This is a genomic window from Streptomyces sp. NPDC055749 (assembly GCF_053617235.1).
The window spans coordinates 18,504-38,249 of sequence record NZ_JBSHFH010000022.1; the positions used below are offsets into that span (position 1 = coordinate 18,504).

19 protein-coding genes and 1 riboswitch are annotated in these 19,746 nt (G+C 70.7%); of the genes, 7 read left to right on the forward strand and 12 right to left on the reverse strand.

Annotated elements, in window-relative coordinates:
• Positions 1 to 2 precede the first annotated feature (2 nt).
• From ACWGO0_RS18430 to ACWGO0_RS18445, 4 genes are all read right to left on the reverse strand, one after another.
• Entirely contained in the window at positions 3 to 437 is a 435-nt protein-coding gene (locus ACWGO0_RS18430) for a roadblock/LC7 domain-containing protein (protein WP_453535471.1), read from the reverse strand.
• A gap of 7 nt (positions 438 to 444) precedes the next feature.
• Entirely contained in the window at positions 445 to 2,391 is a 1,947-nt protein-coding gene (locus ACWGO0_RS18435) for an ATP-binding protein (RefSeq protein WP_453535474.1), read from the reverse strand.
• A gap of 303 nt (positions 2,392 to 2,694) precedes the next feature.
• Positions 2,695 to 3,936, reverse strand: coding sequence for an MBL fold metallo-hydrolase (locus ACWGO0_RS18440; protein WP_453535477.1), 1,242 nt, complete (start codon positions 3,934 to 3,936; stop codon positions 2,695 to 2,697).
• 126 nt (positions 3,937 to 4,062) lie between these two features.
• Positions 4,063 to 4,503, reverse strand: a complete 441-nt coding sequence (locus ACWGO0_RS18445) for a PPOX class F420-dependent oxidoreductase (protein ID WP_453535480.1) — start codon at positions 4,501 to 4,503, stop codon at positions 4,063 to 4,065.
• A 140-nt stretch (positions 4,504 to 4,643) separates the two neighbouring features.
• Between ACWGO0_RS18445 and ACWGO0_RS18450 the strand changes: the two genes are divergently transcribed.
• Positions 4,644 to 5,255 carry a TetR/AcrR family transcriptional regulator gene (locus ACWGO0_RS18450; protein WP_453535483.1) on the forward strand — a complete coding sequence of 204 codons (612 nt, stop codon included), beginning with the start codon at positions 4,644 to 4,646 and terminating at the stop codon, positions 5,253 to 5,255.
• A 68-nt stretch (positions 5,256 to 5,323) separates the two neighbouring features.
• On the opposite strand, the gene ACWGO0_RS18455 is transcribed toward ACWGO0_RS18450, so the two are convergent.
• Together ACWGO0_RS18455 and ACWGO0_RS18460 are read right to left on the reverse strand one after the other, a co-directional pair.
• Positions 5,324 to 6,325 (reverse strand): DUF6745 domain-containing protein, encoded by a 1,002-nt coding sequence (locus ACWGO0_RS18455; RefSeq protein ID WP_453535486.1) that lies wholly within the window; start codon positions 6,323 to 6,325, stop codon positions 5,324 to 5,326.
• A gap of 74 nt (positions 6,326 to 6,399) precedes the next feature.
• Complete coding sequence (locus ACWGO0_RS18460; RefSeq protein WP_453535489.1) at positions 6,400 to 6,726, reverse strand: hypothetical protein; 327 nt, start codon at positions 6,724 to 6,726, stop codon at positions 6,400 to 6,402.
• Positions 6,727 to 6,902: 176 nt separating this feature from the next.
• Between ACWGO0_RS18460 and ACWGO0_RS18465 the strand changes: the two genes are divergently transcribed.
• The 5 genes from ACWGO0_RS18465 to ACWGO0_RS18485 are packed head-to-tail and all read left to right on the forward strand — an operon-like array spanning position 6,903 to position 12,122.
• A complete protein-coding gene (locus ACWGO0_RS18465) occupies positions 6,903 to 7,853 on the forward strand; it encodes an STM4015 family protein (RefSeq protein WP_453535492.1) in 951 nt (316 codons plus the stop codon).
• Between the two features lie 25 nt (positions 7,854 to 7,878).
• Complete coding sequence (locus tag ACWGO0_RS18470; protein WP_453535495.1) at positions 7,879 to 9,024, forward strand: STM4014 family protein; 1,146 nt, start codon at positions 7,879 to 7,881, stop codon at positions 9,022 to 9,024.
• A 34-nt stretch (positions 9,025 to 9,058) separates the two neighbouring features.
• Complete coding sequence (locus tag ACWGO0_RS18475) at positions 9,059 to 9,871, forward strand: STM4013/SEN3800 family hydrolase (protein ID WP_453535744.1); 813 nt, start codon at positions 9,059 to 9,061, stop codon at positions 9,869 to 9,871.
• Positions 9,868 to 11,241: an STM4012 family radical SAM protein gene (locus ACWGO0_RS18480; protein WP_453535498.1), complete on the forward strand. Its 1,374-nt coding sequence runs from the start codon at positions 9,868 to 9,870 to the stop codon at positions 11,239 to 11,241. Before ACWGO0_RS18475 ends, ACWGO0_RS18480 begins: the two co-directional genes overlap by 4 nt.
• A gap of 8 nt (positions 11,242 to 11,249) precedes the next feature.
• Entirely contained in the window at positions 11,250 to 12,122 is an 873-nt protein-coding gene (locus ACWGO0_RS18485; protein WP_453535501.1) for an STM4011 family radical SAM protein, read from the forward strand.
• Here ACWGO0_RS18485 and ACWGO0_RS18490 read toward each other — a convergent pair.
• Positions 12,119 to 12,940 carry an SGNH/GDSL hydrolase family protein gene (locus ACWGO0_RS18490; RefSeq protein ID WP_453535504.1) on the reverse strand — a complete coding sequence of 274 codons (822 nt, stop codon included), beginning with the start codon at positions 12,938 to 12,940 and terminating at the stop codon, positions 12,119 to 12,121. The two genes, ACWGO0_RS18485 and ACWGO0_RS18490, sit on opposite strands and share 4 nt — an antisense overlap.
• Before the next feature lie 164 nt (positions 12,941 to 13,104).
• Complete coding sequence (locus ACWGO0_RS18495) at positions 13,105 to 14,079, reverse strand: M23 family metallopeptidase (RefSeq protein WP_453535507.1); 975 nt, start codon at positions 14,077 to 14,079, stop codon at positions 13,105 to 13,107.
• 5 nt (positions 14,080 to 14,084) lie between these two features.
• Positions 14,085 to 14,240, reverse strand: a riboswitch (cyclic di-AMP (ydaO/yuaA leader).
• 435 nt (positions 14,241 to 14,675) lie between these two features.
• On the opposite strand from ACWGO0_RS18495, the gene ACWGO0_RS18500 reads away from it, so the two are divergent.
• Positions 14,676 to 15,488: a tyrosine-protein phosphatase gene (locus tag ACWGO0_RS18500; protein WP_453535510.1), complete on the forward strand. Its 813-nt coding sequence runs from the start codon at positions 14,676 to 14,678 to the stop codon at positions 15,486 to 15,488.
• A 14-nt stretch (positions 15,489 to 15,502) separates the two neighbouring features.
• Here the strand turns inward: ACWGO0_RS18500 and ACWGO0_RS18505 are convergent, their stop codons facing one another.
• The 4 genes from ACWGO0_RS18505 to dxs form a co-directional block, all read right to left on the reverse strand.
• Positions 15,503 to 15,676: a DUF6126 family protein gene (locus ACWGO0_RS18505; protein WP_453535513.1), complete on the reverse strand. Its 174-nt coding sequence runs from the start codon at positions 15,674 to 15,676 to the stop codon at positions 15,503 to 15,505.
• Positions 15,677 to 15,743: 67 nt separating this feature from the next.
• The gene (locus ACWGO0_RS18510) at positions 15,744 to 16,352 is read right to left on the reverse strand and encodes a helix-turn-helix domain-containing protein (protein WP_453535516.1); all 609 of its coding nucleotides are present in this window, start codon (positions 16,350 to 16,352) and stop codon (positions 15,744 to 15,746) included.
• 76 nt (positions 16,353 to 16,428) lie between these two features.
• Positions 16,429 to 17,826, reverse strand: coding sequence for an aspartate aminotransferase family protein (locus ACWGO0_RS18515; protein WP_453535519.1), 1,398 nt, complete (start codon positions 17,824 to 17,826; stop codon positions 16,429 to 16,431).
• The gene (dxs, locus tag ACWGO0_RS18520) at positions 17,823 to 19,733 is read right to left on the reverse strand and encodes a 1-deoxy-D-xylulose-5-phosphate synthase (RefSeq protein WP_453535522.1); all 1,911 of its coding nucleotides are present in this window, start codon (positions 19,731 to 19,733) and stop codon (positions 17,823 to 17,825) included. Before dxs ends, ACWGO0_RS18515 begins: the two co-directional genes overlap by 4 nt.
• Between the last annotated feature and the right edge of the window lie 13 nt (positions 19,734 to 19,746).

The window sequence follows — 19,746 nt, forward strand, 5'->3', positions numbered from 1 at the left end:
CCTCACAGCCCCGGGGTGTACGGTGCCCCGGCCGCTTGCCGCACCGGGGTCATCAGGTAGGGCCGGACGCTCTTGATCAGCATGGCCATCTCGTAGCCGAGGACCGCGGCGTCCGCCTCGCGGCCCGCCAGTACGGCGAGACAGGTGCCCGACCCGGCGGTGGAGACGAACAGCAGTGTCGCGTCGAGTTCGACGACCACCTGGCGTACGTCGCCGTTGTCACCGAAGCGGGCTCCGGCGCTGCGGCCGAGGGAGTACAGACCGGCGGCCAGGGCCGCCATGTGGTCGGCGCTGTCCGGGTCCATGCCATGGACGGATTTCACGAGCCCGTCGGCCGAGAGCAGGACCGCGCTGCGCGTATAGGGCACGCGCTGGACCAGCCCGCTCAACAGCCAGTCGAGGTCGGCGACCTGACCGGACGGCATTTCGCTCGCCATGGTGCATCTACTCCTTGGGGGTGTTCTCTGTGAAGCTGCCCGGTTCGGGCGCGTAAGCGGGCACGTACGGGTCGGCCGGAAACGGGTCGGACAAGTGCGGGTCGAGCAGGTGCGGCTCGGGTGCGCTGCGGGGTCCGGGACCGCGGACCGGGAGCGGCGCGGGGCCTTCGTCCCGTTGCCTGCCGAGGGCCGACGACCCGTTCGGCGCCGTGTCCCGCGAGGGGTCCGCCGCCACGGCCACGGGGGCCTCGTGGCTCGCGTCGTAGGGGGTGTCGGGTACCGAGTCCTCGTCCGACCGGGCCTCGGCGAGGTCGACGCCCCGCCGGAACGCCGCCATGAGACCGGGGTCGTGCAAGGCGTGTTCGTCCTCGACCCGGGGTACGGGGGCCTCCCGCAGCTGCGGGACGAGATGCTCCTGGTTGCTGCGCCGGGGCAGTTGGGGACGCCCCGTGTCGCCGCCGGTTCCGGACGGTGTTCCGGTGGCGGCGCCGAGCCCTCCGCGGGTCTCGTCGGTGGTCCGGATGCCCAGGGGGTTCACGGTCTGTCCGGGACGGTCGACGCGCTCGGCGCGGAGCGGCTGCGGCGGGGGCGACTGTTCCTGCGGAGTGTGCGGCTGCGGTGTCCGCGCCCGGCCGGTGATGTCATCGGCGGGCGGGCGGTGCGCGGCTCCAGGCGGCGGTACCGGCGCGGCGTCGGGGTGCACCGCTCCGTCGGCGTCGCCTTCGACGCCGAGCAGGGCCTGCGGCAGGATGAGTACGGCTTGCGTACCGCCGTAGATATTGCTCTGCAGCCGTACGGCGATGCCGTGCCGCCTGGCCAGTGCGGAGACGACGAAGAGACCGATCCTGCCGTCCTGCAAAAGGTGGCCGACATTGACCTGATCGGGGTCGGCGAGCAGGGCGTTCATACGTTTCTGCTCGGGGCCCGGCATGCCGAGCCCCCGGTCCTCGACCTCAAGCGCGAGGCCCGCCGTGACGTGCTGGGCGCGCAGCAGCACCTGGGTGTGCGGGGCGGAGAACACCGTGGCGTTCTCGACGAGTTCGGCCAGCAGGTGGATCACGTCGGCGACGGCGTGACCGCGCAGGGTGCCGTCGATCGGCGGCACGAGCTTGACCCGTGGGTACTGCTCGACCTCGGCGATCGCCGAGCGCAGCACCTCCGTCATCGTGACCGGGTTGCTCCACTGCCGCCGGGAGACGGCACCGCCCAGCACGGCGAGGTTCTCGGCGTGCCTGCGGATGCGGGTGGCCAGGTGGTCGACGTGGAAGAGGCCCTTGAGCAGGTCGGGGTCCTCGACCTCGTGTTCCAGCTCGTCGAGGATCTGGATCTCACGGTGGACCAGCGACTGGAGGCGCCGGGCGAGGTTGACGAAGACCTCGACCTTCTGCTCGTTGCCGTTGTTGCTGAAGAGCCGCGCAGCCTGCACGACGGCCGCCACGGCTCCGTCCTGCGCGCGCCCCATCTCCTGGGCGAGCAGGTCGAAGGCGTCGGCGCCCGGCTCGGTGGGCTGCGGTGGCCGGCGGGCGGGCACGGGCTCGCCGTTGCGGAGCTGTTCCACCACGTGCTGCAGGTCGGCCTGGGCCTGGGCGCTGGACCTGCGCAGTGCCTGGCAGCGGTCGAGGACACCGGTGGCGACCCGGCCCGCGCCGAGAAAGGCCGCTGCCATGGCGGCGACGGCCAGCGCGCCCGATCCGCCGAGCGCGGCCCAGAGACTGGCGGACGGGCGTTCGCCGGAGGCCCGGATGGTGAAGATGACGGCTGCGGCGCCGCTCAGCACGGCAGCGATCGTCGGCAGGAGCGCGGTCCGGAGCAGTTGGGGGCGTATGCGGGCATCGGGCGGCGGCTGAACGACACGCGTCCTGGCCGTGGCCGAGTGGGAGCGGGCACCCGGGCGGCCGTGCCGCCCACCCTCTCGGCGTTCCGGTCGCGCGGTGGGTGCGCGAAGTTGAGACATCAGCGTCCTCGGTACGTGGGGCACCAGGAATCGGCGTTCAGTGGTGACACCTACGGCAGTGGTCAGGCTCGGGTCAACGGCTGGGCAGGCTCGACAGATATGAGCCCACCGTTGATCGCCGAGCACACACGGTAGTCGTCAACCGCGCATGTGCGGCGTGCAGTTGTCGAACTTGCCCGCCATGCGTCCCGCTCTGGTATGACCTCTCGTACACGCAACCGAATACGCTTGATTGACACCGGGCCGGAAGGGCCACGATGAGCCTGCCCCGGCCGGCCAATCGGCCGGGGCCGGTCCGGACGGTCAGCGGCCACCCGCGAGGTCGAGGTCGCCGCGCGGGGGCGCCGCGGTCACCTCCACGGGCTCGGGACCGCGCCACGGATGGGCGAGGGGGGTGGACACGGCCCGCCACCAGGGGGTGACAGGCAGGGTCCCGCCGGGCTCGAACGACTCGCCCGGCCTGGGGAACGCCGCCGCCTGACCGGCCGCCTCGGCGGCGTCCTTCGTCCACTCGCCCGGCTCCGCCCACGCGTGCGGGGCAAGGTTGAACGTGCCCCAGTGGATCGGCATCAGTACGCCGTGCGGCGTCTGCCCCTGAAGGTCGAGGTGGGCCTGGACCCCCTGCGCCGGCGTCATGTGGATATCGGGCCACGGGCCGGGAAGAGGGGTGAGAGCAGTGCGGTCCTTGGGCCAGTACTGCGAGTAGGCACCGATCTGGATCATCGTGGCGTCGAAGGGGCCGTGCTCGGCGCCGATGTCCGCGAAGCCGGGGAAGTAGCCCGTGTCACCGCTGTGATAGATCCGGTGCTCGGGACCCGCGACCGCCCAGGACGCCCAGAGCGTGTGCTGCTGGTTCCGCAGGCCGCGACCGCAGAAGTGCCGCGCGGGTGTGGCAGTGAGGCTGATCCCGGCAACCTCGGTGGTCTCGTTCCAGTCCAGCTCGCGCATCCGGTCGACGGAGACGCCCCACCGCTCCAGGTGGGCACCGACACCGAGCGGGACCGCGAAGACCGTGTCCGTTCCGGCCAGCGCGCGGATCGTCGGCAGGTCGAGGTGGTCGTAGTGGTCGTGGGAGATCACGACGACGTCGACGGGCCCCAGCGCGGCCAGCGGCAGCGGCACCGGATGCAGCCGCTTGGGCCCGGCGAAGGAGTACGGGGAACAGCGCTCGCCCCAGACCGGGTCGAAGAGCACCCGCCGGCCGTCGATCTCGGCGAGCACGCTCGAATGCCCCATCCAGGTGAGCCGGAGCCCTGTGACGGGCGGCTTCGAGAGATCGGCGGCGGTGCTGGTGTGTACGGGCACGGCGCCGGCAGGCGACCTGCGGACCCGCTCCTCCTTGCGGAAGTAGCCCTTCGCGAATTCCAGCTTCGAACCGGAGGTGGGGGTGCGGACCCCCGCAGGGTTCTGGAACACTCCGTCGGCGAAATTGGGCGAGCGAAGGATGCGCTCCATACGGGCCCCGGCCGGATCGGCCCCGAATGCCTTGGAGCGCATCGAACGGAGTCTCGTACGGAGCGAGGGCTGATTATCGGCGCCGGTCACAACATCTCCTGAGGGAGTCGGTGTCATCTCATTATGTGCGGGTTGCCCGACGGGGCCAGATCGGCACGGTGAACGGAGCAATACGAACGGTGCCCAGCGAACCCGTGCGTCATCAGCGGTACGGCATCAGGGATGCGGTTGACCGTATACATGTTCGATATGCAGGGTCAGGAGCACTCTCCGGTCACGGACCATGGCCTCCCGGTAGTCGTCCCAGTCGGGGTGCTCCCCCTTGACGTCCCGGTAGAGCGTGATCAGCGCTTCGACGGTCGCGTCATGGGGATCGGCGGCGGCCGGGGTCAGCTCGGCACGCGCGTCCGCGACCGTCCAGGCCCAGCGGTCCGCGCTGGTGACGTGGTAGCTCGCCCGCGGGTCCCTGCGGAGATTGCGGGTCTTCGCCCGGCCTTCCGTGATGGAGACGCGGATCAGCCCCTGCTCGGGGTAGTAGGCGTGATTCACGTTCGACAGCTGCGGCCTGCCGTCCCGCCTGAGCGTCACCAGCACCCCGCCATCGTGTTCACCGAGGAGTCGCAGCAGCGGCTCGCGCCCGGATTCGAGTTCTGTCATGTCGACTCCAACGTCGAGGTGCGCCAAGGGATTCCGTGTGCGGGCGGGTGGATGTCACATTCGGCTACGGTCCGGGTCCCACTTCGGTCCCCGGGCCGCCCCGCCCTGGACGTGCGCGGTCGGTTCGTTAGGCTGACCGCGTGGCGAGAGTGCGGTTGGGCGTGGCGGAGCGGCGCGAGGATCTGTTGCGTGCTGCCGTCGAACAGATCGAGGTACGCGGTGTGTCCGCGGTGCGGATCGCCGATGTGGCGTCCGTCCTCGGGGTGAGCAACGCGCTCGTGCTCTACCACTTCTCGACCAAGGAGAAGCTGGTCGCCGCCGCGTTCGCGTACGCAGCCGAGGCCGACCTCGCCCAGCTGCGCAAGCTGCTCACGCGCCGCACCAGCGCGGTACGGCGCCTCAGGGCTGCCATCCGGTGGTACGCGCCGACGGGGCAGGCAAAGGGCTGGCGCCTGTGGATCGAGGGCTGGGCGGCTTCGTTGCGCGATCCCGCGCTGCGCGATGTCGCCGGTGATCTCGACCAGCAGTGGAAGGCGGAGCTGGCCGAGGTCATCGAGGAGGGCGCCGCTGCCGGCGAGTTCCACTGCGACGACCCGATGTCCGCGGCCTGGCGGCTGACCGCGCTCCTGGACGGCCTGGCCGTCCAGATGACCTCGTACGCGGGTCCGCTGTCGCGGGCCACGATGCTCCAGTGGACCGATGAGGCGCTCGCCCGCGAGCTGGGCATCGAGCACACGGCACTGACCGCCTGAACGGGCTCCTCTCCCTCTCCCCAGCTCCCTCCTCTCCTCCGCCTCCTCCTCTCCCCCGGGCGGCCGGCTCAGGTCTGCCGGACCGGTGCGTACGCCTGGCCGTCGAGACCGAAGGTCCAGGCGACTCCCTCCTTCGCGGTCCTGGTCCTGGGCGGCACACGGAGCCAGTACGTCCGGTGGGTGCCGTCCGGTTCCGGGGTGGAGTTCACCACCTCGACCATCACCACGTCCTCGTCACCTTCGAGCGCGATCCGCCAGAGGATTCCCGTCTCGTCCCGGTGCACGGGCTCGGCACCCGACTCCGTGAGGTAGCGGTCGTAGCCGTAGTACTCCAGCATCACGCGGCGGAGTTCCGCGTTCTCCTCACCACGTATCCGGTCGGGAGTCAGGGTCGCCAGACCCGCGAGGAACTCGGCGGGCACCGGCATGCCCCGCCAGGCGTGGAGCGCGAAACCATCCGGGTAGGAGAGCGCCGGGCCGTCCCCGTGATCGAGCCGTCCCGCCTCGTCACGGTGGAGGGCCACGGGCCGCTCACTGATCACGACCGCGTGCTCGTACGGCCACCACCAGCCGGCGTTCCTGGCGACCTCCGCAAGCCCGGTCAGCCGGTCGCCCCGGCCGTCGAACGCGGCGAGCCAGGCCGCGTCGTGCTGTCCGAGGACCGCGTCGAGCAGCACGAGCCGCACATCGGACTCGTCGTCCGCGTGCTCGGAGAGGTCCTCGACCACTCCTGCCCGTATCCGTTCGGCCAGCGCGGCGGTGGTCTCCCAGAGCTGTGCCCCGGTGGCGGACCAGAGCGCCGACCAGCCCGCCGGGCCCAGTTCGTCGTACATCCTGCGCCGCTCGTCCGCCCACGGCCGGGTGCGGACCTCGTCACGCACCGAGCGGCCCGCGCCGGCGAGCTTCTCCACCGCCTCGACGGCCGCCCTGGGCGAATCGGCCCAGACGATCGTCTCCGGTTCGGCGAGCCCGGCACTGCGGTAGGCGAGCCGCACCCCGTCCTCGGCCGCCGCCCTGTCCGCCGCGCCCGTCGCCGCTGCCACGGCCCGCCAAGAGTTCACGTACTGCATCGGTCGTCCCCGTCCCCTGTTTCTCTGATCCCTGGTTCTCTGATCCCTGGTTCCTGCTCGCTCCTGAGCGCCGGTCAGTCCGCGACGATGCGGATCGCGCCCGGTGCGTACTCCCGCTGGCGCACGACGCGGAACCAGCCCTTCGGCAGCGATATCGCCGCGTGCTCCTCGTGCACCACGCGTCCCCCCTCGGGCAGATGGAGCAGCATCGGGCCGAACGCCCCCGCCTCCCGCATCAACCGTCCGGGGCCAAGGACCGCGTGCGCGTGGCCCGTCACCTCCCCGAGCGCGAGCACCAGACGCCCGCGCCCGTCACGCAGTTCACCCGGCGCCGCGACCAGGTGCGCGGGCACCGCCGATTCCTCCAACGCCACGATCAGCACATCGCCCTGCCGGTACACAGAAGTCTCCCCTCCGGCTCGGCACCCCCTGTGCCGGCCACGTGGAAAACGCTACGGCGAGGGTCTGACAATCGACCGGCGGAGCACCCGCGCCAGGTCCCCGCCCGGCGGGCTGTCAGTGGGACTTGATAGACCTTGCGGACATCAGCCGTCCCCAGCGACAGGAGCTCAGCGCCATGTCCGATGTCGACCATCTGCAAGAGTTGATCGGTCTGCCCGCCGTCGACTTCGAGCGCGGGACCGCCGCCGCCCTGCCCGCGGCCGATGCCGTGGCGTGGCGCGTCGGGGTCGAGCCGTACGAGGACGAGGACCAGACGTGGGAGGAAGAGTTCAACGACTTCCTCGGCGCGGTCGATCCGGCCGGGGTCCGCGCTCTGATCATCGGGCAGTGGGGCGAGTCGTACGAAGAGGACTCCTCGTACCCGATCGGTCTCGTCGTCGCCGCCGCCGACCGGCTGACCTCGCTGGAAGCGGTCTTCGTCGGGGATCTGGTGCAGGAGGAGGCGGAGATCTCCTGGATCGAGCACGGCGACGTCACCGCGCTGCTCACCGCCTTCCCGCGCCTGGTGGCCCTGGGGGTGCGTGGTGGGACGGGCCTGCGTTTCCCCCCGCTCAAGCACGAAAGCCTGCGCGGGCTGGTCATCGAGAGCGGCGGGCTGCCGTCGGAGGTGGTCCGCGGTGTGCAGGACAGCGAACTGCCCGCGCTGGACCGGCTGGAGCTGTGGCTGGGCGTATCGGCGTACGGGGGCGATGCCACGGTGGCGGATCTCCAGCCCCTGCTGTCCGGTACGCGATTCCCGGGCCTGCGCCATCTCGGTCTGCGCAACAGCGAGTTGCAGAACGAGATCGCGACGGCGATCGCATCGGCCCCGGTCGTCGCGCAGCTCCGGACGCTCGACCTGTCCTCCGGCACGATGGGGGACGAGGGCGCCGCCGCGCTCCTCGAAGGTCAGCCGCTCACGCACCTCGAAGCACTCGACCTGCATCACCACTTCCTCACCGAGCCGATGGAACACCGTGTCCGCGAGGCACTGGAGCCCCACGGTGTGCGGGTCGATCTGTCGGATCGCAACACGCCGTGGGACAACCGGGGTGCCGAGGGCCGCTACACGACCGTGGCGGAGTGATCTGACATGAGCGACGGAGAGCACCGTGTCGCCGTCGGCGAGTAGCCGGGAGCCGCGCTTCGCGGTCGTCGGGATTCCGTGCAATCGCCGCGTGGCGCTCTTCCAGGACGCCGTGCGCGCCGCCGGGGTGCCCGAGGCGCGTGTGGTGCCCTGGCGGGCGGTGCTGGGTGGTGAGGCGGTGTTCCTGCCGGGCGAGACCGTCCGGATCGACTCGCCCGGTGAGGACGCCGAGGTCGAACGGCTGCTGCGCGGTGTCGACGATCCGACCAGGGTGGAGGGTTCCGCCCGGTGGTATGCGGCGTTCACCGCTGCCGTACGGGACGTGGGCCGGGCGGGCCGCGCGGCGGGTGCAGTGCTGCTCGACGACCCCGAGGACGTCGCGGTGATGTTCGACAAGCGGCTGTGTCACGCCGTGCTGAGCGGCGCCGGGGTGCCGGTGCCCGAGTCGCCGACGTCCGGGCCCGGGGCGCCCGCCGTCCGGGGCTGGGCCGATGTGCGCGCGCTGATGCGCGAGCACGGTATGCCGAGGGCCTTCGTGAAGCTCGCCCATGGTTCGTCCGCCTCCGGGGTGCTGGCCGTGGAGTCCGCCGGCGCCGGCCGGGTGCGGGCGGCCACTTCGGTCGAACGGGACGGGGTGGGGCACCTCTTCAACTCACTGAGGGTGCGCCACTGTACGACGGAGGCGGAGGTCGCGGCGTTGGTCGACGCCCTCGCGCCGGACGGACTGCACGTCGAGCGCTGGCTGCCGAAGGCATCGCAGCGCGGCCGGGCCGCTGACCTGCGGGTCGTGGTGGTCGGCGGCCGGGCTACGCACGCGGTCGTACGGACGAGCCGGTCCCCCATGACCAATCTTCATCTGGGCGGGGAGCGCGGCGACCTCGACGCGGTCAGGGCCGCCGTCGAGACGGCGGGCGGCAGCTGGGACGCCGCCCTGGCCGTGTGCGAGCGGGCCGCCGCCTGCTTCCCCGGCACGCTGTGCGTGGGCGTCGATCTGCTGCCCTCCACCGGCTGGCGGCACTTCGCCGTCTGCGAGGTCAACGCCTTCGGCGACCTGCTGCCCCGCCTGACCGGTCTGCCCGGCAGCGGCGCCGAGAACCTGGACACCTATGCGGCGCAGGTCGCCGCCGCAGCGAACCGAACAAGGAACCACTGTGCCGACGCTGCCCACTGACCCCGCCCCGCACCAGGCGGGAGCCGAACCCGACATGAGCCGGATCGTGGGCAGTCACGATCTGCTGCTCGTGACCCTGGACACCCTGCGCCACGACGTCGCAGCGGAACTGGCGGCGGCCGGGCGGATCCCGCATCTGGCCCGTCATCTGCCCGGTGGCGTGTGGGAGAAGCGGCATGCCCCTGGCAGCTTCACCTACGCCTCCCACCAGGCGATCTTCGCGGGGTTCCTTCCGACGCCCGCCGCTCCGGGGCCCCATCCGCGGCTGTTCGCGGCACGCTTCGCGGGCAGTGAGACCACGGCGGACGGGACGTATGTCTTCGACACCCCCGATCTGGTCTCCGGACTCGCCGGTGCCGGCTACCGCACGGTGTGCATCGGTGGGGTCGGTTTCTTCAACAAGCGGGGCGCGCTCGGCTCGGTCCTTCCGGACCTGTTCCAGGAGAGCCACTGGGAGCCCGGTTTCGGTGTCGCGTCCCCCACCTCCTTCGAGGCACAGGTGGCCCGCGCCGAGCAGGTGGTCGCCGAACTCCCCGAGGAGCAGCGGCTGTTCCTGTTCGTCAATGTGTCCGCCCTGCACCAGCCCAACTGGTTCCACCGGGACGGCGCCACCGCCGACGCGGGAGACTCCCGCGAGACCCACGCCGCCGCGCTGGAGTACGTCGACCGGCACATCGGCCGGCTCTTCGCCGCGGCGAGCAGCCGCCGCCGGTGCTTCGCGATCGTCTGCTCGGACCACGGCACGGCCTACGGCGACGACGGGTACACCGGTCATCGCCTCGGCCACGAAGCCGTCTGGACCGTGCCGTACGCCCACTTCTTCCTCGATCCTGGGGCCACCCGATGACCATTCCCGTATCCGCCGTCAGGCCGTACCAGAGTTACGTCTACGCCTACCCGCACAAGACGGCGTACCGCCCGCTCGGCGAACACCCCGCCGGGCGGCCCCTGCTCAGCGAACTCTGGGCTGCGGAACGCAAGGACGCGCTCTCGCTGTACATCCACATACCGTTCTGCGAGGTCCGCTGCGGTTTCTGCAATCTGTTCACCCGGATCGGCGCGCCCGAGGAGCTGACCGCGCGCTATCTCGACGCGCTGGACCGTCAGGCCACGGCGGTCCGCGACGCACTGGGCGACGAGGGGCCGGTCCGGTTCGCCTCGGCGGCGTTCGGCGGCGGTACGCCGACCTTCCTGACCGCGGCCGAGCTGGAGCGGCTCTGCGATATCGCGGAGAAGCGGATGGGCGCCGATCTCCGTTCCGTCCCGCTGTCGGTCGAGACCTCGCCGTCCACGGCGACGGCCGACCGGCTGGCCGTCCTCGCCGACCGGGGTACCACCCGCGTGAGCATCGGCGTGCAGAGCTTCGTGGACGAAGAGGCCCGCGCCGCGGTCCGCCCGCAGCGCCGGTCCGATGTGGAGGCCGCACTCGGCCGCATCCGCGATGCCCGCATCCCGGTCCTCAACATCGATCTGATCTACGGCATCGACGGCCAGACCGAGGACACCTGGCGCACTTCGCTGGACGCCGCGCTGGCCTGGCGTCCCGAGGAGCTGTACCTCTACCCGCTGTACGTACGCCCACTCACCGGCCTAGGCCGCCTCGGTGACGCGACACCGCCCGCTTCCGGTGCCGCGGCCGACGCGGACTGGGACGAGCAGCGGCTGCGGCTCTACCGGGCGGGACGCGACCATCTCATCGCCCATGGCTACGAGCAGGTGTCGATGCGGATGTTCCGCCGTGCCGACGCCCCGCACGAGGGCCCCGACGACTACGCCTGCCAGACCGACGGAATGATCGGTCTCGGCTGCGGCGCCCGCTCGTACACCTCGTCCCTGCACTACTCCTTCGACTACGCGGTGGAGATGCGGAAGGTCCGCGGCATCATCGACGGCTTCACGACGACGGAGGACTTCTCCCGGGCCGAGGTGGGACGGTACGTCGACGGCGACGAGGCCCGCAGGCGGCATCTGTTGCAGTCCCTTCTCCAGGCCGAGGGGCTGGAGCGCGCGGAGTACCGCGCGCGGTACGGCACGGACCCGTACGAGGACTTCGCCTCCGAACTGGACCGGTTCGAGGAGCGCGGCTGGCTGGCGGGCCCGGTGGGCGACGGCCTGCTCCGTCTCTCCCCGGAGGGGCTGGCCCACTCCGACGCGCTGGGGCCCGAGCTGTTCTCCCCCGCTGTACGGGCCGCGATGGCCGCGTACGAAACGAAGTGAGCGCCTCCATGGACCTGACGATCCTCTACCGGGGCCCTCTGGCCTCGTGCGACTACGCCTGTCCGTACTGCCCGTTCGCCAAGCGGCGCGACAGCCCTGAGCAACTGCGCGCCGACCGCGCCGCGCTGGAGCGCTTCAACGCCTGGGCGGCGGCGCAGACCGGCGACCGGCTGTCGGTGCTGTTCACGCCGTGGGGCGAGGGGCTGGTGCGGTCCTGGTACCGCAATGCACTGGTGGAGCTCTCCCGGTTGCCGCACATCAAGCGGGTCGCCATACAGACCAACCTCAGCTGTCGCACCGGCTGGCTGGCGGACGCCGATCTCGACAAGGTGGCCCTGTGGTGCACGTACCACCCGGGCCAGACTCCGTACGACCGGTTCCTCGGCAAGTGCCGTGAGCTGGCGGAGCTCGGCGTCCGCCACAGCGTCGGGATCGTCGGCCTGGACGAGCACCTCGACGAGGCGCGGCGGCTGCGGGCCGCGCTGCCCGACGAGGTCTATCTCTGGGTCAACGCCGCGGAGGGGCACACCTACACGGACGAGGAGGCGGGCCGCTGGACGGCCCTGGACCCCCTGTTCCCGTACAGCCGGCATCCGCACACCTCGGCCGGGCTGCCCTGCCGGACCGGTGAGTCGGTCATCTCCGTGGACGGCGACGGCACGGTGCGGCGGTGCCACTTCGTCCGTGCGGAGCTCGGCAACCTCTACGACGGGAGCTACCGCCGGGCGCTCGGCCCGCGCGGCTGTCCCCTCGCCGTCTGCGACTGCCATATCGGCTATGTGCATCTGGAGACGCTGCCGCTGTACGACGTCTTCGCGGGCGGCGTGCTGGAGCGGATACCGTCCCGGCGCCCGCTCCCTGTGCGGCAGCACGTCTCCTAGAGCGGCAGCAGATCCGGCCGCTTGGCCTCGACGTGGTCCCCGGAGGATTCGCCGCGCAGCCGCCGCCCGATCCACGGGACCAGATACTCGCGTGCCCAGAGGATGTCGTCGCGCCGGACGTCGAGCGGACGGCGCAGGACCTGCGGCGGCCACGCCTGGTCGGGGTCGGCCGGCACGTCGAGACCGAGGACCTGAGCAGCGCGGAGCGCGACCCTGGTGTGCCCCTCGGGCGACAGATGCAGCCGGTCGTCGTCCCAGGCGCGGCGGTCCTGCACGGACCGCAGCGACCACAGGTCGAGGACCGGGCAGTCGTAGCGGTCGGCGATGGAGCGCACATGGGCGGTGTAGGTGGCGATCTTGCCGCGGAGGTGCCGCAGGACCGGCACGTGGCGGGTGTCGAAGCCGGTGGTGACCATGACGGTGCCGACCGCCCCGGACAGTTCGGCGACGGCGCGCTCGAAGCGCTCGGCCACGTCGTCGGGGTCGCTCCCCGGCCGGATGATGTCGTTGCCGCCCGCGCAGAAGCTCACCAGGTCGGGGGCGAGTTCCTTGGCCCGCGGGACCTGTTCCTCGACGATCTGGTCGAGGAGTCGTCCTCGTACGGCGAGATTGGCGTACCGGAAATTGCCGTGCAGTGATGCGGTGACGCCCGCTCCCTCTTCGGAGGGCGGGAGCTGATCTGCGAGCAGCACCGCGAATCGGTCGGCCCATCCGACGAAGGTCCCGCCGGGGCCGGGGTCTCCGACGCCTTCGGTGAAGCTGTCGCCAATCGCCGCGTACGACCCTATGACGTTTGTGAGTTTCGAATCGTCTGCCACAAGCGCTTATCCTGCACCTGCGAATGTGACCTACGCGACCGTAATAAGGGGTTGACGGGTGGTGACATAGACCACCCGGTCAGTTTTTGGTAAAGCCGGAATAAGTGGAAGGGCGGTGCGCCGCCGCGCACCGCCCTTCTTCACTGCTGCCCGTCTCAGACGTCTCAGATGGAGACGCCGTGCTGACGCAGGTACGAAACCGGGTCGACGTCCGAGCCGTAGCTCGGGCCGGTGCGGACCTCGAAGTGGAGGTGCGGGCCGCTCGAGTTGCCGGTGGAACCGGAGAGGCCGATCTGCTGACCGCCGGTGACGGTCTCGCCGACCGACACGTCGAGCGAGGTCTGGTGGGCGTACTGGGAGTACATGCCGTCGTCGTGCTTGATGACGACCTCGTTGCCGTACGAACCGCTCCAGCCGGCCGAGACCACGGTGCCCGGGCCGATGGCGCGGACGCTGGTGCCGGAGGCGGCCTGGAAGTCCGCACCGGTGTGGTAGCCACTGGACCACATGGAGCCGGAGGCGCGGTACGGCGTGGTGACGCTGGGGCTGTCCAGGGGGGCCGACCAGCCGGAGCTGTTGCCCTCCGAAGCGCCGGTGGAGGCGCCGGCGTCCGTCGAGGCGGTGGACTCGGCGGGCGCGGAGTCGGAGGACGTGTCGGCCTTCGGCTCGGCGGCCTTCACCGGGGCGGCCTCGGGGGCAGCGGCCTTCGGGGCGGCAGCCTTGGGAGCGGCGGCCTTCGACGGAGCGGCCTTCGCGGAGCCGGACGCCTTGGCGCCGAGCGTCAGTTCGGTGCCGGGGAAGATCAGGCTCGGGTCCTCGCCGACGACCTTGCGGTTGTCCTCGTACAGCTTCTGCCAGCCGCCCTTGATCTTCTGCTCGGCGGCGATCTTCGACAGATAGTCGCCGGAGACCACGGAGTAGGTCTTCGGGGCGGTCTTGGCGGCGGTGGCGGGAGCGGTGTGCGCCGCGGCGACCGAGACGGCTGCGGACTTGGCGGAGGGCGCGGCCTGCTCCGCGGCGTTCGCACCGGTGGCGCCGATCAGCGGAAGGGCGAGGACGGCTCCACCCGTACCGGCGGCAAGGACGCCACGGGTGATCGGGCCGGACTTCTTACGACGGTGCTTACCCTTTGCGGGCATGGGGGAATTCCTCTCCGGCGCCTACGAGGTGAGCTGTCGGGTTCGGGCTGGAGATGCCCGGTCGCGCTGAGCGCGACTTCACCCCGAGTCGTTCCGGATTTCTCCGGACCGGCGGCTTACCTGGGTCCCCCGCTCCTGCCACGCGTGAGTGGATGCGGATTCCGGGCGGCGGCAGGATTAGGCGGTCCGTCCGGATTGACGGTGACCGTAGGCGAGTAACGACGGCCGGAACAAGCCGCCCCCGGCGCACCGGAATGCGCGATTCAATTTCCGTCCGGATTTCCGGTCACACTCCGTGGATTACGGATCTTGGCATTCCGTACGGTGCGCGGAATGCCCCTCGGCGGGTCCGCCACACACCGTCACGGATATGATCCCGCTCACCAGCCGACCGCCATCTCCCCCATAAGCAGGGCATGTTCTGCTAAATGCACCAATACGGACATGAGGGGGTACGGGTCGCGATCACGGGTCGCGATCCGGCACGGAATGGCGGCCTCCGGGGCAAGATGATTGCCTGGGGAATCAATGTCGTATCGTCACGACCGTGCCCTCGTCGGCGAGCAGCGCCGGCGCCAGACACTCCAGGAGTCACCGTGACGCAGCAGCTGCCGCAGGTCCCCCCGACGCACACTGAGCTGACCGGTGTCCGCAACTTCCGTGACGTCGGGGGCCTTCCGACCACGGACGGCCGCCGGGTGCGGTTCGGGCGGCTCTACCGCAGCGGTCACCTGGCGAACGCGACCGAGCAGGACGCGGCGTTCCTCGGCGGGCTCGGGCTGCACACGATCTTCGACTTCCGCAACGCCGCCGACCACAAGCTCGACGGGTACGACGTGGAGCTGCCGGGCGTGCGCAACGTCAGCATTCCGCTCTCCGACCCGGCCGACGGCGCCGAGTTCTGGCGGCTGGTCCGCGACGGAGACATCGCGCAGCTGCGCTCGATCCTCGCCGACGGCAAGGGCGCGGACCGCATGATCGCCTCGTACCGCTCGATCATCAAGGACCGCACCGGCGAGCACAGCCGGGTGCTGCACGCACTGGCCGAGGACAGCGTCCCCGCCCTGATGCACTGCGCCGCGGGCAAGGACCGCGCGGGGCTCTCCATAGCGGTGTCGCTGCTCGCCGTCGGCGTGGAGCGCGAGGCCATCGAGGCCGACTACCTCATGTCCAACGACGCGCACCGCCGGTACAAGGTGAAGCGCAGCGACACCTCGCCGGTCGGTATGTCCGACGAGGTCATGGAGCTGCTCAACCCGCTCTTCGGTGCGCGCGCCGACTATCTGGCGGCGGCCTTCAGCACCATCGAGGAGACCTGGGGCGGCACCGAGCGCTACCTCACCGAGGGTCTGAAGCTCTCCGCCGAGACCCGTGACCGGCTGCGGGAGCGCCTCGTCGACGAGGCGTGACCCGCCCGCCCGTCTCAGCCCTTGCCCGCCACCTCGAACAGCAGGTAGAGGAAGGCCGCGAAGACGTGCCCGGCGACCAGGTAGGCGACCAGCCGGATCACGACACCGCGCGGGAACTTCCGCTCCTGCGACTCGTAGTTCTTCCGGGACCTCGGGCTGAGCGGGTCGTAGTGCTCTGAATCGGACATAACAGTCCTTCTCTCGGTGTCAGGAACAGCGCTCGGCGTCAGGGAACAGCGCTCGGCGTCGCGGGTCTCAGCGGTTGTGGAGTCCGCTGCCCAGACACAGTTCGGCCGCCGGACTCTGCAGCAGTGTGTGGACGAACAGCAGCTCGGCGCCGCCGCGGTCGGCGGCGGCGATCCGGTGCGGGGTGAGCGAGTCGAAGTGCGCGCTGTCCCCCGGGCCGAGGTCGTGCACGGTCTCGCCGAGGCCGACCCTCAGCCGCCCCTCCAGGACGTACAGCCATTCCTCACCGGGGTGGACGCGCACCAGGTCGCCCTGGGCGCCGTACGGAACCCGGACGCGGAGCGCCTGCATGGCCCGGCCGGAGCCGCCTGCCTGGCGGTACATCCAGCCGTCGGCCTCGGCGCCCGAGTACGGGCCGCCGCGGACGATCGCGTCACGTTGGGCCGAGGACTCCCCCAGAAGCTCGGAGACCGTCGTACCGTAGACACGTGCGAGGCCCAGCAGCATGGGCAGCGAGGGTTGCCGTCGGCCCGTTTCCAGCCGGGAGAGATGTGCGGGGGAGAGCCCCGCCCGCTGAGCGGCGGTCTCCAGGGTGAGGCCACGGCCGCGGCGCAGCTCGCGCAGGCGGGGAGCGATCCCGGGCAGTTCGTCGGCCGCCGCTCCGTCGGGAGGATTCATGCCTCCATTGGGCCAGGATCTTTCCTCAGAGGCAAACTTTTTGCCTCTGAGGCAAACCCAGGCAAACCCTCGCGCTTCAACGGTTGGCGACGGCCTGTTTCACCAGGGTCCTGCCGAAGTCCCACATCAGCCCGCCCCCGCTGTGCGCGTCGTCCATCACGGCCGTGAAGGCGCTCACGAACCGGTCCACCTCCGGCTCGCCGATGACCAGCGGCGGAATCAGCTTGATGACTTCCAGATGGTCCCCGGACACCTGGGTGAGAATCCGGTGCTTCTGGAGCAGCGGCACCACGACCATCTGCGAGAAGAGCCCCTTGCGGGCCGCCTGGAGCATGGTCCAGCGGCTGCGGAGCTTCAGCGAGGACGGCCGGCCGAATTCGATGCCGATCATCAGTCCGCGCCCGCGCACCTCGTACAGCAGCTCGTAGCGGTCCACGAGCGCGGCCAGCCGCTCGCGCAGCAGATCACCGGTGCGGCGGGCGTTCGCCACCGTCTCCTCGTCCTCCATCACCGCGAGTACGGCGAGACCGGCGGCCATGGCCTGCGCGTTGGAGCCGAAGCTCGCCGAGTGGACGAGGACCCGGTCCATGGACGAGTAGACGCGCTTGAAGATCCAGTCCTTGCCGAGGGTCGCCCCGACCGGCACATAGCCGCCGGAGAGCGCCTTGGCGACACAGACGAGGTCGGGCTCGACACCCTCCTCGTGCTGGTACGCGTAGAAGTCACCGGTCCTGCCGAGGCCCGTCTGCACTTCGTCAGCGATGAGCAGCGCCTTGTGCTTGTGCAGCAGCTCCTGCGCGGCGCGCAGGAAGCCGGGCGGTGAGGCGTGCACCCCCTTGCCCTGAATGGGCTCGACGACGAGCGCCGCGACATCGCCGCGCTTCAGCTCGCGCCGCAGTGCGTCCAGGTCGCCGAGCTCGATCGCGGTGTCCGGCAGCAGCGGGGCGAAACCGTCCCGGAAGCCCGCCTCCCCGTTGACCGAGAGCGAGCCGGTGGTCAGCCCGTGGAAGGCGTGCGTGCAGTACAGGATCCTTGGCTTCCCGGTGGCGTACCGGGCGAACTTCAGGGCTGTCTCGACGGCTTCCGTACCACTGTTGCCGAAGAACACCCGGTCCAGGTGCGGGCTGTGGGTGAGCAGCTTCTCGGCCAGCAGACCGGGCAGCGGCTGGCAGTCGAAGCGGGTGAGGTCGGCGAGCGAGGCGTCGAGGACGTCGTGCACCGCCTTGCGTACGACAGGGTGGTGCCGGCCGAGCCCCATCACCCCGAAGCCGGCGAGCATGTCGAGGTAGTCGTTGCCCTCCGCGTCCCAGAAGTACGCGCCCTCGGCGCGCTCGTACACCTTGTCGAAGCCGATCGTGCGGAGCATGCGCGGCAATTGGTGATTGAGGTACTTGTCGTGCAACTCGTAGCGTTCGGCGCCCCGTTCGGCGAGGAGCCGCGCCAGATCGAAGCCCTTGGGCCCGTCGTCCTTCATGCCCCGCTCTCCTTAAGGGCCGGCTGCTGCGCCTTCGCCCGCTTCGTGGCGAAGAAGGCACTGATCTGTCCGGCGATCTCCACCGGGGTGAGTCCGATGTCGGCCAGCACCTCACCGCGCTTGGCGTGCGCGAGGAACTGCTCGGGAATGCCGAACGTCCGCAGCGGTACGTCGACCGCGGCATCCCGCAGCGCCTGACTCACCGCCCAACCAACGCCACCGGTACGGCTGTTGTCCTCCACGACCGCGACCAGCCGGTGCCCCGCGGCGAGCGGGGCGAGCTGTTCGTCGACCGGCTTCACCCAGCGGGGGTCGACCACCGTGCAGCGGATGCCGGCTCCGGCGAGCAGATCGGCGGCCTTAAGACAGACATCGGCGAGCACGCCCACCGCCACCAGCAGCACGTCGGGATCGTCGGCGCTGTGCAGCACGTCCATGCCGCCGATCCTTCCGACGGCCGGAATCACCTCCCCCACCGACTCCTTGGGGAAGCGGAGAACGGTCGGCGCGTCGTCCACGTCCACGGCCTCGCGCAGTTGCGCGCGGAGCTGGTCGGCGTCGCGCGGGGCGGCGATCCGCAGCCCGGGGACGACCTGGAGCACCGACATGTCCCACATGCCGTTGTGCGAGGCGCCGTCGACGCCGGTGACCCCGGCCCGGTCCAGGACGAAGGTCACGCCGCACCGGTGCAGGGCGACATCCATCAGCAACTGGTCGAAGGCCCGGTTGAGGAAGGTGGCGTAGACGGCGACGACGGGGTGGAGCCCGCCGGTGGCCAGCCCCGCCGCCGAAACGGCCGCGTGCTGCTCGGCGATGCCCACGTCCCAGATGCGGCCGGGGAACAGCTCGGCAAACCTGGTGAGCCCGACAGGGTGCAGCATGGCCGCGGTGACGGCGACGACGTCCGGGCGTTCGGCGCCGATCGCGGCGATCTCGTCGCCGAAGACGGAGGTCCAGGAAGGGCCCGTGGGCACCACGAGGGGTTCGCAGGTCAGCGGGTCCATCACACCGACGGTGTGGAAGCGGTCGGCGTCGTCGCGGAGCGCCGGCGGGTAGCCGCGCCCCTTCTCCGTGATGCAGTGCACGAGCACCGGGCCGTGGAACCGTTTCGCGCGGGTCAGCGCTGATTCGACGGCGGCGATGTCGTGTCCGTCGACCGGACCGACGTACTTGAGCCCCAGGTCCTCGAACATGCCCTGCGGGGCGAAGGTGTCCTTGAACCCCTTCTTGGCCCCGTGGAGCGAACCGTAGAGCGGCTGTCCGATGACGGGGGTCTGCTGGAGCACGTCCTTGCCCCACGCCAGGAAGCGCTCGTAGCCGTCGGTCGTACGGAGGGTGGCGAGGTGGTCGGCCACGCCGCCGATGGTCGGGGCGTAGGAGCGCTCGTTGTCGTTCACCACGATGATCAGCGGCCGGTCCCCGGCCGCCGCGATGTTGTTCAGTGCCTCCCAGGCCATACCGCCGGTGAGAGCGCCGTCCCCGGTGACCGCGACGACGTGGTGGCGGCGCCCCAGCACCTGGTTGGCCTTGGCCAGGCCGTCGGCCCAGCCGAGCACGGTGGAGGCGTGGGAGTTCTCGATGACGTCGTGTTCGGACTCCTCGCGGGACGGGTAGCCGGAGAGACCACCCTTCCCCCGCAGCTTGGAGAAGTCCTGCCGCCCGGTGAGGAGCTTGTGCACATAGCTCTGGTGCCCGGTGTCCCACAGGATGCGGTCCACCGGCGAGTCGAAGGCCCGGTGCAGGGCGATGGAGAGTTCCACCACCCCCAGGTTGGGCCCGAGGTGACCACCGGTCCTGGATACCGCCTGGACCAGGAACGTCCTGATGTCACCGGCGAGTTCGTCGAGTTCCGGTCCGCTCAGTTCCTTGAGGTCCTGCGGCCCCTTGATGGATTCCAGAAGCGTCACGCTCGGGCCCCTC